The sequence below is a fragment of the Ochrobactrum sp. BTU1 genome (genome assembly GCA_018798825.1).
GTDB lineage: Bacteria > Pseudomonadota > Alphaproteobacteria > Rhizobiales > Rhizobiaceae > Brucella.
Map to the genome: position 1 here is coordinate 530,326 of CP076355.1, position 13,000 is coordinate 543,325.

Sequence of the window (13,000 nt, forward strand, 5' to 3'; positions counted from 1 at the left end):
ATGAACCCTGTCAGGTGACGTCGCCGTAATCACCTTCGCCCTGACCGCCGAAACCGTGCATGAACAGCGCCCATTGAAGGCCTATGGTTGCGCCTTTGATTGGCTGCAGCATGAGAAGTGACAGGATGACTGTCATCGGCCCCCAGATAGCCATATGCGCCCAAAGCGACAGGTTCGTGGTTGCTTCAACGCCCATGAAAGCGCCAACGACAATGTGGCCAACAACGAGGATTGTCAAATAGGCTGGAAGGTCGTCTGCACGCTGTGGCGTATAATCTTCACCGCAGACAGAGCAGCTATCGACCGGCTTTACAAAAGCGCGAAACAGCTTGCCTTCGCCGCAATGCGGGCACCGGCACTTAAACCCGCGCCACATTGCCTCACCCAGATCGCGGGTCGGGCGTGCAGTTTTCTGGCTTTCACCGCCGAAAACGTGGATCTGACTATCCGTGGAATTGGCCTCTAGCGTGCTCATCTGCGACCTTTTCTCTTGGAGCGCGAAATGCCCGCTGGCTTTCCTTTGCGCCCGCGCATCCCCTTGCTTGCCTTATGATGTGAACGCGTCGACATCGGCAAGGAGTGCGGTTCCGATACCATCTCAAACCGAAGCGCACCTGCGACAGGGAGCGCTTCCACCAGTTTAACCGTAACATTGTCGCCCAGACGGAAGCCTTTTCCGCTTCTCTCTCCGGCGAGTGCATGGCTTGCTTCGTCATACAGATAGTATTCATCACCCAAAGTTGAAATGGGGACAAGCCCATCTGCGCCATATGTCGCAAGGGATACGAAAAGCCCGGCTTTTGTAACGCCGGTTACGCGACCCTCATATTCATCACCAAGATGGGCTGCGAGGAAATGGGCAATCAGGCGATCAACGGTCTCACGCTCTGCAAGCATCGCACGGCGTTCGGTCGAAGAAATGAGCGCCGCAGTTTCTTCCAGATGCGCTTCTTCATCGGTGGTCAGACCGTCCTTGCCAAGACCTAATGCCTTGATCAGAGCCCGATGCACGATCAGATCGGCGTAACGGCGGATCGGCGAGGTGAAATGCGCATATTTGCGTAAGTGCAAGCCGAAATGGCCGATATTATCCGGGCTGTAGATCGCTTGGCTTTGCGTACGTAGCACCACCTGATTGACCAGATCTTGATGATCTGTTCCATCAACAGCTTCGAGAATACGGTTGAACTGCGCCGGCCTGAGAGCAACGCCTTTGGCAAGGTTAATTTCAAGAGTGCGCAGAAACTCCCGCAACGATTCCTGCTTTGCCAGCGCTGGTTCATCGTGAATGCGGAAAATCAGCGGCTGTCGATGTGCCTCAAGTACTTCGGCTGCGGCCACATTGGCCTGAATCATGAACTCTTCGATGAGCTTATGTGCGTCCAGTCGTTCAGGTACGATGACTTTGTCGACCTTACCATCAGGCCCGAGCAGGATTTTCTTTTCAGGCAAATCCAGCTCAAGTGGTTCTCGTGCATCGCGACCGCGTTTCAGGGCGCCATAAGCGGCCCATAGCGGCTTAAGGATGGTGTCGAGAATAGGCGCAGTTTTCTCATCCGTTGCGCCGTCGATCGCTGCCTGTGCCTGTGCGTAGGCCAGTTTTGCAGCCGAGCGCATCAGAATGCGATGGAATTTGTGAGATTTCTTATGTCCATTGGCATCGAACACCATGCGGACGGCAAGTGCTGGGCGATCTTCCAGTTCACGCAACGAGCAGAGATCATTGGAAATGCGCTCTGGCAGCATAGGTACGACCCGGTCGGGGAAGTAAACTGAGTTGCCACGCTTCAGTGCTTCGCGATCAAGCGCCGAGTTGGGGCGCACATAGGCCGCCACATCGGCGATCGCAACGACGACCACATGACCACCGACATTTTCAGGATCAGTGTCCGGCTCCGCATAAACGGCATCATCGTGATCCTTTGCGTCTGACGGATCGATTGTGAGCAGTGGTAACTCGCGCCAATCTTCACGACCGTCAAGCGTTGCAGGCTTTGCGGCTTCTGCTTCGCCGATCACATCATCCGGGAAAATATGCGGAATTTCATGCTCGTGGATGGCGATCATCGAAAGGGCTTTTTCACTGTCGATGGATCCCACCACCTGTCGCACCTTGCCGCTCGGCAAGCCATAGCGACGAGACGATGTCAGCTCCACCTCAACCAGATCGCCACTTTCCGCATTGGCAAGCGACTTTGGGTCAAGCTGTACTTCCGGCTGCTTGCGATTGACTGGCTCAAGCCGCCATTCGCCATTGCTGAGCTTGCGCAATACGCCGAGTACCGCGTTGCTGCTCTGATCGACAACCTTGATCACACGGGCGGAATACTCCGGCCCGTCATTATCCTTGTTGCGGAAAATCTTAGCCAGCACCCGATCGCCAACACCGACTGCCGGACCATCGGACGACTTGTTGAGGCGGGTTCGGCGGATGGTGACGACTGGTGGCTTGCCGTAGTTTTCTTCGTCCCACTCAGCCGGTAGCGAGATAAGTCCGCCATCATTGTCACGGCCGATAATGTTCAATACGGAAATTGGTGGCAGGGTGCCGGGGCGAGAGAGGCGACGGGCACGCTTTTCAAGCAGGCCCTCGTCACCGAGTTCACGCAGCAGATCCTTGAGGTAGACGCGTGCATCGCCCTTGATATTGAATGCCTTGGCCAAATCGCGCTTGCCTGAGCGGTCCGGGTTCTCTTCAATAAACCTGAGAACCTCGTCACGCGTCGGCAGGAAGGAGGTCGAATCTCCTGACTGTGCAGCTTCTGATTTTGCTTTAGCAGCACGCCGTTCAGTCCGTGCAGACCGTCCGGTATCGGATTTCGGGAAACGGCGTGCCAATTCTTACTCCTCTGCCGCCTTCGCCTTTGCTTTGGAAGGGGCTTTCTTCTTTGCTGCCGGCTTCTTTGCAGCAGCTTTTTTCGGTGTGGCTTTCTTTTCACCATCTGCGGCTTTGGCAGCAGATTTGCGGGCAGGAGCCTTCTTTGTCTTGGTGCTGCCAGCTTTGGCAGTAACGAGTTCCAACGCTTCTTCCAGCGTCACACTGGCCGGGTCCTTGCCCTTTGGCAGCGTGGCATTTACCTTGCCCCAGTTGACGTAAGGACCGTAACGGCCATCACGAACGGTGACTGCGCCACCATCAGGATGGTCGCCCAGTGTAGCAAGCGCTGCAGGCGTCGAGCGGCCACGGCCACCCTTCGACTGCTTATCCGCAAGGACAGAAACAGCGCGATTGAGGCCCACCGAGAACACCTCATCAGCGTTTTCGAGATTGGCAAACGTGCCATCGTGGCTCACGTAAGGTCCATAGCGACCAATGCCAGCCGAGATCATCTTGCCGGTTTCAGGATGCTGTCCAACGTCACGCGGCAACGAGAGCAACGCCATTGCTTTTTCGTGATCAAGCGTATCGACCGTCCAGCCTTTTGGCAGGCTTGCACGCTTGGCTTCTTTGCCTTCGCCCCGCTGGATATATGGGCCGAAACGACCGGTTCGCGCGGTGATTTCCTCACCGGTGAACGGATCTTTGCCCAGCTGCTTCGGTTCGTCGGAAGCTGCTGCTTCTCCGTTGCCTTCACCGCCAAGCTGGCGGGTGAATTTGCACTCTGGATAATTTGAACAACCGACAAACGCGCCGTACTTTCCGAGCTTCAGCGAAAGCTGGCCAGTACCACAGGTTGGGCAGGTGCGCGGGTCGCTACCATCGCCGCGATCAGGGAAAGCAAGCGATGAAAGCTCTTCGTTCAGCGCATCCAGAACGTTGGTAACGCGGAGTTCCTTGATGTCGTCGACAGAACCGGAGAAATCGCGCCAGAAATCACGCAGAACGTCTTTCCAGGAAAGCTTGCCGTCGGAGATTAGGTCGAGCTTTTCTTCGAGGTCCGCTGTGAAATCATATTCAACATAGCGTTTGAAGAAGCTTTCAAGGAACGAAATAACCAGACGGCCCTTCGGCTCCGGCATGAGCTTACGTTTGTCAATGGTGATATATTCACGATCACGAAGCGTTGCGAGTGTCGCCGCATAGGTCGATGGACGACCAATTCCGAGCTCTTCCATCTTCTTGATGAGTGATGCTTCAGAATAACGCGGTGGGGGTTCGGTCGAATGTTGCGTGGCGTCGATCTTTTCGCGCGCAATCGCCTCACCAGAGCGGATTTCAGGCAGCTTTGCACTGTCTTCATCCTCATCTTCTTCTTCGCGGTGGTCCATGTAGGCCGCGAGGAAACCGTCAAACTTCGTTACCGAACCGTTAGCGCGCAGCATTGCCGAACGCGAACCATTGATTGCTTCGATGTCAGCCGTTGTGCGTTCAATGTCGGCAGCCTGCATCTGGCTCGCGATAGCTCGCTTCCAGATCAGCTCGTAAAGACGCGCCTGATCTTCATCGAGATAGCGGCGCACTTCTTTTGGATGGCGCGTGAATTCCGTCGGACGGATCGCTTCGTGCGCTTCCTGAGCGTTCTTGGCTTTGCTCGAATAGTAGCGTGGCTTTTCCGGCACATATTGCGGGCCGAAGCTCTTGCCAATCGCATCGCGGGCGGCTGTGATGGCTTCAGGGGCCATCTGCACACCGTCGGTACGCATATAGGTGATCAGACCGGCGGTTTCGCCGCCAATGTCCACGCCTTCATAAAGGCGCTGCGCCACCTGCATGGTGCGCGACGCCGAAAAGCCGAGCTGTCCAGATGCCGCCTGCTGAAGCGTCGATGTGGTGAATGGAGGGCCAGGATTGCGCTTGGTCGGCTTGGCTTCGACAGAAACTGCCTTGAAGCTTGCGCCTTCCAGCATGGTACGGATGGCCGTTGCCTGCTCTTCATTCTTGATGTCGAGCTTGCCGAGCCTCTTGCCGTCAACCGCAGTGAGGCGAGCTGTGAAAGCATCGTTTCGCGGTGTTTTAAACGAAGCGGCGATATTCCAGTATTCTTCACGGATAAAGCGTTCGATCTCGGATTCGCGGTCACAAACGAGACGCAGGGCTACCGACTGGACACGACCTGCCGAACGAGCGCCGGGCAGCTTGCGCCACAAGACAGGTGAAAGCGTAAAGCCAACGAGATAATCGAGTGCTCGACGAGCGAGATAGGCATCGACGAGCGGCTCATCGATATCGCGTGGATTTGCGATAGCGTCGAGAACGGCTTTCTTGGTGATGGCGTTAAAAGCGACACGCTTGACGGTCTTGCCCTTCAAGGCCTTCTTCTGGTTGAGCACTTCGAGTACGTGCCACGAAATGGCTTCCCCTTCGCGATCAGGGTCAGTTGCCAGAAAGAGGCCGTCACTGTCCTTCAACGCTTTGACGATATCCGCCAAGCGCTTGGAAGAGTTACTGTCAACTTCCCACGACATTGCAAAATCTTCATCGGGACGGACAGACCCATCCTTGGCTGGCAGATCTCGCACATGACCAAACGAGGCCAGAACCTTATAGTTCGACCCGAGATATTTGTTGATAGTTTTGGCCTTTGCAGGCGATTCGACGACAACGACGTTCATTACAACAGCCCAGATTCGCGATGTTTACGGGTAAGTTGTCCCTGTATCGCGTTCAAATAGTTGCCTTTCACATGAACAGCGGTTCGCGTTTGGTCAAGAGCTAGACCGTAAAAATCGTCAAATACAACTTAAAGATGCGCGAATAAAAGAGAAAACCTGGGGTAGTGTGTGGGCTCGGTATATCCGTCGGGTTTGAACCAGAAGGGTGATTTTCATTTGAAAGAAAGCGGCACGTTTTGCGGGCACAGCTCGTTCAACGAGATACGACACGTCAGGAGACACTGGCTTACATAGAAGAAATGCTAAAAGGATTGGTCAAAATGGCCAGAGGGACAGATAGTTATCTTCTCGACTATCGCATGGACATCGGATTGCAGGAAGCACGCGGCAATCTATACCATTGCGCGTCTAATTGAGTTTAAAATGCTCTTTGCGTGGCAAAAAGGCGACCTGATCGCGGGGAGAGCGTAAAGGCTTCCCGGCAAAATCAAGCTCCAGCAGGATCAGTTGAGCGTTGCTTGCATCAATGCCTGTGTGTCTGACAAGCGTATCAAAATCAATTAGAACCAACCCAAGAGCATCGACGCGAATATCGCGTTGCTCATCCGTCGTGATGGCTTGAAGTGGCCCAGGCGCTTCATTGATCTGGGTCAGCAGATCGGGCTGCTCTGCTTCGTTTTGAACGTATCATGGCTGATCAGAAGGGACAAAGAATCGATAACGCCGGCAGCGCAGGTCACTAATGTTGCGTTTTGTTTCAGAAGTGCATTTGTTTCGTGGGTGCGTGGATCGAGCGGCGATCGAGCAATGCGAACACCGTGCGGTCATTTCACCAGCCATGCGGGCGCTGATGAGTGAACCTGAACGCTTACCACGCGAAAATCCAGCTATGATGCGGTTCGACGTCGAAATTATTGCAAAGCCAACGTCACCCAAGTCGCGCGCTAGGCGCTCTGTAAAGCGTGCGCCGACCATTGACGCGTTGCGCGAGCCGACGATGGCGACAGGGGGAGAAAGACACCTGGATTGCTCTTGATAAAGACAAGTGGCGGCGGAGCTTCGCAGTTTTCCAATTGTTGCGGATAGTCCGGCTCGGCCATGCCCAAAAGGCGCGCTCCCATCCGCTCGATGGCTTCCAGTTCGCGTTGGGCTCTTCCAGCGCACGGACTTTGCACCGCTGCCGCGTATGTTGAGGTCAGGTGGTCTTTCTATGGCGATGGCGGCATAGCCAAAGAATATGATGAGGTCGATGAAAGCGATGGGACCGATGTTTTTCAGTACGAATGAGGCGCAGTGAGTCGAGCCGCTGTCGGTCGGGGAGGCGAATTCCAGAAATTGAATTCGCCCGCTGTTTCAACCTTTTTTGCCTATCTTGCTTTCAGTGCCGCTGAGGAGGCGCGAGATATTGGCGTGATGCTTTATGAAGACGATGATGGTCAGCACAGCGAACAAAGCTGCAATCGCGTGATCACCGCGTGCATAAAGTGCGATTGGCACGATCAGACTGGCAACAAGTGCTGACAGTGAAGAATAGCGGGTGAGAAGTGCCGTTATGATCCATGCCGCGACGAAGACCAAAGCACCTGGCCACGCAAGGCCAATCAGAATGCCAAGATAAGTGGCGACACCCTTGCCGCCTTTGAAGCCGATCCAGACCGGGAAGAGATGGCCGATAAATGCACCGAAACCGGCTGCAATTGCAGCCTCCTGACCAAATTTTGAGGCGATTAATACAGCGGCCGTGCCTTTAAGCGCATCAAGAATGAGCGTTGCCGCCGCGAGCTTTTTGTTTCCGGTGCGCAGAACATTGGTAGCGCCAATGTTGCCGGAACCAATCGAACGTACATCGCCCAGTCCTGCAAACCGCGTCAGGATGAGTCCGAAGGGAATGGAGCCGAGTACATAGCCGAATATCAGCGTGCAGAGTGTCACTAAATTGACCAGACCTGTTTCGGCCATGGAACTCCCCATATGTTCTTTATTCAAATTACTTGAGAAGAAAAGCCGCCCAAAAGCAAGACGGCTTTCTAATAATGTTAAGCCGAATAAACTGTCTTGCCACCAACTATAGTGCGGTTGACGCGACCTTGGAAGCGGGCACCTTCAAAGCAGCTATTCTTTGATCGTGAATGCAAATCGTGCTCACGAACCACCCACGGCTCGTCCAGATCGACAATCGCAAGATCAGCCTTGGCGCCGGGCTTCAGAGTGCCTGCATCCAGTCCGAAGATGCGTGCTGGCGCAGTCGAGAGCACTTCCACCAGACGAAGGAGCGGAATGCTGTCGTTATGATGAAGTCGAAGCGCCGCCGCCAGCAGTGTTTCCAGGCCGATTGCACCAGCTTCTGCATCAGCAAAAGGCAGACGCTTGGTGTCCACGTCCTGTGGATCGTGTGCTGACACGATAATGTCGATTGTGCCGTTCTTGACGGCTTCAACCATTGCCAGACGATCTTCTTCGCTGCGCAGAGGCGGCGATAAACGGAAGAAAGTGCGGAATTCACCAATATCGTTTTCGTTGAGTGACAGATGATTGATCGAAACGCCTGCCGTTACCTTGGTGCCAAGGTCTTTTGAGCGCTTGAGCGCATCGGCTGACATGGCACAGGAAAGCTGTGCTGCGTGATATTTGCTGTGAGTGAGAGCGGCCAAGCGCAGATCACGCTCCAGTGGAATGACTTCCGCTTCGCGTGGACTACCCGAAAGACCCAGCCAGCTTGCGAAGAGGCCTTCATTCATGACCCCATTTGCACCGAGATAGGGATCACGGGTTTCACAGGCAATCACAGCATCAAAGTCGCGCGCATAGGTCAGGGCACGGCGCATCAATTGTGTGTTGGTGAGCGTGTTTCGGCCTTCAGTGAAAGCAACTGCACCTGCATCGCGAAGCAGGCCGATTTCCGTCATTTCCTCGCCATGCAGGCCCTTGGTAATGGCAGCAGCGGGATGCACATTGACGATAGCTGTGTCGCGCGCAGTACGCTTCACAAACTCGACGAGCGCCACGTCGTCAATGACCGGATCGGTATCCGGCATCATTATCATGGAGGTTACGCCGCCAGCTGCTGCGGCCAGACTGGCCGATGCGATGGTTTCGCGGTGTTCAGCTCCGGGCTCACCGATGAAAACGCGGGAATCGACCAGACCTGGCAGAATAGCCATGCCGTTGAGGTCAATGATTTCAGCGCCTTCAGGCGTGCCCTGATTGCGGATATCTGCACCGCTGGCGACGATCTTGTCGTCTTTGATCAGCAGACTTCCGACTTCATCAAGTCCACGAGACGGATCAATGATGCGAGCATTTTCAAAAAGGATAGCACTCATGCGCGTTCTCCTGCGGCTTCTGCGCGACGCGGATCGAGCAGGGCTTCCATAACCGCCATACGCACAGCGACGCCCATTTCCACCTGTTGCTGGATCATGCTCTGCGGGCCGTCCGCAACATCGGATGCAATCTCGACACCCCGATTCATCGGGCCGGGATGCATGACCAGTGCATCAGGTCGGGCAAGCTTCAGCTTTTCCTTATCGAGACCGTAGAAGCGGAAATATTCACGCACAGACGGTACGAAGGAGCCGGCCATGCGCTCACGCTGGAGGCGCAGCATCATCACTACATCAGCGTCTTTCAGGCCTTCTTCCATGGTGTTGTAAACCTCAACACTCATATCAGCGATGCCGGACGGCAGCAGGGTCGAAGGGGCGACGACGCGAACGCGTGCGCCAAGTGCATTTAGAAGCAGAATGTTTGAGCGCGCAACGCGCGAGTGAAGCACATCGCCGCAAATGGCAACGCTCAGGTTTCCGATGTCGCCCTTGGCACGGCGGATGGTCAACGCGTCGAGCAGCGCCTGTGTCGGGTGCTCGTGCGCACCGTCGCCAGCATTGACGACTGCACAGCCGACTTTTTGCGCAAGGAGCGCCGCAGCACCGGCAGAAGCATGGCGTATGACCAGAATATCTGGCTGCATGGCGTTCAGCGTCATCGCGGTGTCGATGAGCGTTTCGCCCTTCTTGACCGAAGAGTTGCCGACCGACATGTTCATCACGTCCGCACCCAGCCGTTTTCCGGCGAGTTCGAACGATGATTGCGTTCGTGTCGATGCTTCAAAGAAGAGGTTGATCTGGGTGCGACCGCGCAGCACGGACTTTTTCTTCTCGGACTGTCTGGAGACAGCCACTTCCTGATCCGCAAGATCGAGAAGACAATTGATGTCCAGGGGCGATAGCCCCTTGATGCCAAGCAGGTGGCGATGAGGGAAAATCGGTGAGACCGTTTGATTTGTCATGGCAAGTCACCCGTATAGAGCCGAGAAAGCTGGACCGCAACCGCCCTTATAATGGCTTTGGCAGATTCACAAAGAAAAACCTGTATTCTTTGGGCATAAAGCGGTGAGCTGTCGGAAAATGTTAGTAAATTACAATGCAAGAACGCATAGAATGTCAGCTCTGCGCGCCTCAAGCGGCTCGCAAGCTGATTTTGAGTTGAACAAAGCCGAACGGATGAGCCTGTGAAAACGCACGAAGTCACCAACCAGACCCCGTCTATGACGGGTACGAATGCATATCTGGGCGATCCGCTTCTGATGCAGATCGCAGCGCGTTTCCCTAAAGAACTACATACTGATCTGGAGAATACCGGGCGTTTCGTCCTGTCAGCGGAAGCGCATGATCTTGCACGTCTCGCCAATACCGAATTGCCAAAGCTGCGCACCCATGATCGTCAGGGGCGCCGCGTCGATCTGGTGGAATATCATCCAGCTTATCATGCGTTGATGCGCCGTTCGATTGCGCAGGGGCTTCATTGTTCGATATGGGAAGCCAATCCAGCTGAAGCTGGACGTCGCCATCAGGCGCGCGCCGCGCGTTTCTACCTGACCGCACAGCTTGAGGTAGGCCATCTCTGTCCCTTGACCATGACGAATGCTTCGCTCGCAGCGGTAATGGCTTCGCCTGATCTTTACAAGGAATGGTCGCCGCAGGTTCTGTCGCGCAAATATGATTCCATGCAAAAGCCCGCCTTGCAGAAGCAGGGCATTACGCTTGGTATGGGCATGACCGAGAAGCAGGGTGGCACGGATGTTCGTGCCAATAGCACCCGCGCAGAACGCAATGAAGACGGGACCTACACAATCAGCGGCCATAAGTGGTTCATGTCTGCGCCTATGTCGGATGCCTTTCTGGTGCTTGCGCAGGCGGAAGAGGGGCTTTCCTGCTTCCTGCTGCCGCGACTGACCAATGAGGCGGCTGGAAACGGATTCTTCTTCCAGCGTTTGAAAGACAAGCTCGGCAACAAGTCCAATGCTTCATCCGAAGTGGAGTTCGACGGGGCTATAGGTCATCTGGTTGGAAATCCTGGCGAAGGCATTAAAACCATCATGGATATGGTCACGCTGACGCGACTTGATTGCGCGGTTGCCTCTGCTGGCCTGATGCGCTCGGGGCTGGCCGAGGCCGTTCACCATGCGCGCCATCGCGAGGTGGGTGGGCAAAAGCTTATTGAACAGCCGCTGATGAACCGCGTTCTTGCCGATATGGCACTGGATGTCGCCGGTGCGACCGCACTTTCTATGCGTCTGGCGCGTGCCTTTGACATGGCTGCAAGTGATCGCGCGGAAGCTGCTTTCGCACGCTGCATGACGCCAGTTGTAAAATACTGGGTCTGCAAAATCGCACCTTCATTGCTTTATGAAGCGATGGAATGCCTCGGTGGCAATGGTTACATTGAGGACGGCAATCTCGCACGCGCCTATCGTGAAGCGCCGGTCAATGCGATCTGGGAAGGTTCGGGCAATGTCATGGCGCTTGATGTAGCGCGCGTGCTCGCTCGCGCGCCGTCGCTGTTTGACGACGTTCTCGACTGGATCAGCGAACAACTGGGCGTACGTGGTCAAGGAACGATCGACGTGTTGCAGGCAGCCTTGCAGCTTACCGAAACCGATCAGGGCGTTGCGCGTCTTCTGACGGAGCAGCTCGCTTATGCTGCTTCTGCTGCCGAATTGCGCAATCTTGGTGCAGACGACGTGGCCGATGCCTTCATCGAAACGCGCCTTGGTGGGCAGTGGCGCTCGACCTATGGCATGCTAGATGCACGCCATAATGCCAACCGGATACTCGATCAGCTTTATCCAACGTCGTAATCGCTGTCGTGGGATTGTGATGAGCGTAGCATGTGCAGGCGATCCAGTGCGCCTTGCAAAATGAAGGAAGCGGCGGCCGAATCGATGCGTTCGGCCCGCTTGCCGCGTGAAACATCCATGCCGATCAGTGCGCGTTCGGCTGCGACCGTCGATAGGCGCTCGTCCCAGAACACGAAGGGCAGATCGGTTAGCGGCTGCATGGTGCGCACGAAAGCCCGTGTTGCCTGAACACGTGGTCCTGCTGAACCGTCCATATTCATCGGCAGGCCAATAATAATGACGCCGACTTTGTCGGCTTCGAGTGCTTTCAGCAGTACCTGTGCATCGATTGTGAATTTGGTGCGTTTGATAACTGGACGGGGATGCGAGAACGACAGGCCCAGATCGGAAACCGCAAGCCCAATAGTTTTGGTGCCGAGATCAAGCCCGGCGATCGTCTGGCCGCGCTGCAGAATTTCCAAAACTTCTTCGATCTCAACGACGGCCATATGTCCTCATAGTATTTTGATCAGGCTTCATATTGCCTGATGGAATTGAGCCGTAATATCTGTTTTAAAGCTGAAAATCGAGCCGCAAGGAGAAACACAATGAAAATCACCTGGTTGGGCCATGCAGCCTATCGCATTGAAACGGATAAGTCCGTCATTCTGATTGATCCGTTCATCAATGGAAATCCGGGTGCCAAGGGCATCGATTTCAAGGAAGTCACCAAGGGCACCACGCATATTGCGCTGACCCATGGTCATGGCGATCATATTGGGGACACCGTTGAGATTGCCAAAGAAACCGATGCGACTGTTATCGCAAATCCAGAAATCACCGGTTGGCTAGGGCGCAAAGGTCTGGAAAAGTTCAGCATGGGTAATACTGGCGGAACCATTGTCTGCGATGGTTTCAGTGTAACGTTTGTTAATGCACTGCATTCCTCAGCGTTGATGACAGAAGACGGCATCACTCAATCGATGGGTAATCCAAACGGCCTGGTATTCCATTTCGAGAATGCGCCGACACTTTATCACATGGGTGACACGGACATTTTCTCTGATATGGCGCTGATCAATGAACTGCATCAGCCAGAAATCGGCATTGTGCCCGTGGGTGATCGTTTTACCATGGGCGGTGCTGTGGCAGCTCTTGCGTGTCAGCGCTATTTCAACTTCAAAACCGTCCTGCCATGCCATTACGGCTCGTTCCCATTCATTGAAAAGACGGCAGACAAGTTTGTAGCGGCAATGTCCGACCATAAGGAAACGAAGGTGTTGGTGGCTGACGCTGGCACCGTTCACACATTCTAATTTTGGCTAACTACGGAACGAAGCGCAAGAAATGTTGCGCTTCCCCACCCGCACCGTTATAGCCGGTAAAAGA

9 protein-coding genes and 1 pseudogene are annotated in these 13,000 nt (G+C 54.8%); 2 read left to right on the forward strand and 8 right to left on the reverse strand.

What is annotated here, in order from left to right; translation table 11 throughout:
- Positions 1-10: 10 nt before the first annotated feature.
- The 7 genes and pseudogenes from KMS41_13785 to KMS41_13815 all read right to left on the reverse strand — a co-directional run bounded on the left by KMS41_13785 (position 11) and on the right by KMS41_13815 (position 9,781).
- Positions 11-475, reverse strand: coding sequence for a DUF983 domain-containing protein (locus tag KMS41_13785; GenBank protein ID QWK79985.1), 465 nt, complete (start codon positions 473-475; stop codon positions 11-13).
- Positions 472-2,838 (reverse strand): ribonuclease R, encoded by a 2,367-nt coding sequence (rnr, locus tag KMS41_13790; protein ID QWK79986.1) that lies wholly within the window; start codon positions 2,836-2,838, stop codon positions 472-474. The genes KMS41_13785 and rnr overlap by 4 nt, the downstream gene beginning before the upstream one ends.
- A 3-nt stretch (positions 2,839-2,841) precedes the next feature.
- Complete coding sequence (gene topA / locus KMS41_13795; GenBank protein ID QWK79987.1) at positions 2,842-5,493, reverse strand: type I DNA topoisomerase; 2,652 nt, start codon at positions 5,491-5,493, stop codon at positions 2,842-2,844.
- A 408-nt stretch (positions 5,494-5,901) separates the two neighbouring features.
- A pseudogene (locus tag KMS41_13800) lies at positions 5,902-6,762 on the reverse strand (DNA-processing protein DprA).
- Between the two features lie 84 nt (positions 6,763-6,846).
- The gene (gene plsY / locus KMS41_13805) at positions 6,847-7,452 is read right to left on the reverse strand and encodes a glycerol-3-phosphate 1-O-acyltransferase PlsY (protein ID QWK79988.1); all 606 of its coding nucleotides are present in this window, start codon (positions 7,450-7,452) and stop codon (positions 6,847-6,849) included.
- A 77-nt stretch (positions 7,453-7,529) separates the two neighbouring features.
- On the reverse strand, positions 7,530-8,816 hold the full coding sequence (locus tag KMS41_13810) for a dihydroorotase (protein ID QWK79989.1): 1,287 nt from the start codon (positions 8,814-8,816) through the stop codon (positions 7,530-7,532).
- Positions 8,813-9,781: an aspartate carbamoyltransferase catalytic subunit gene (locus KMS41_13815; protein ID QWK79990.1), complete on the reverse strand. Its 969-nt coding sequence runs from the start codon at positions 9,779-9,781 to the stop codon at positions 8,813-8,815. Before KMS41_13815 ends, KMS41_13810 begins: the two co-directional genes overlap by 4 nt.
- A gap of 222 nt (positions 9,782-10,003) precedes the next feature.
- On the opposite strand from KMS41_13815, the gene KMS41_13820 reads away from it, so the two are divergent.
- The gene (locus KMS41_13820; protein QWK79991.1) at positions 10,004-11,632 is read left to right on the forward strand and encodes an acyl-CoA dehydrogenase family protein; all 1,629 of its coding nucleotides are present in this window, start codon (positions 10,004-10,006) and stop codon (positions 11,630-11,632) included.
- Here the strand turns inward: KMS41_13820 and ruvX are convergent.
- Positions 11,617-12,120 carry a Holliday junction resolvase RuvX gene (ruvX, locus tag KMS41_13825; GenBank protein QWK79992.1) on the reverse strand — a complete coding sequence of 168 codons (504 nt, stop codon included), beginning with the start codon at positions 12,118-12,120 and terminating at the stop codon, positions 11,617-11,619. The two genes, KMS41_13820 and ruvX, sit on opposite strands and share 16 nt — an antisense overlap.
- A gap of 99 nt (positions 12,121-12,219) precedes the next feature.
- Here ruvX and KMS41_13830 point away from each other — a divergent pair, with 99 nt between their 5' ends.
- A complete protein-coding gene (locus KMS41_13830) occupies positions 12,220-12,927 on the forward strand; it encodes a metal-dependent hydrolase (protein ID QWK79993.1) in 708 nt (235 codons plus the stop codon).
- The last annotated feature ends 73 nt before the right edge of the window (positions 12,928-13,000 follow it).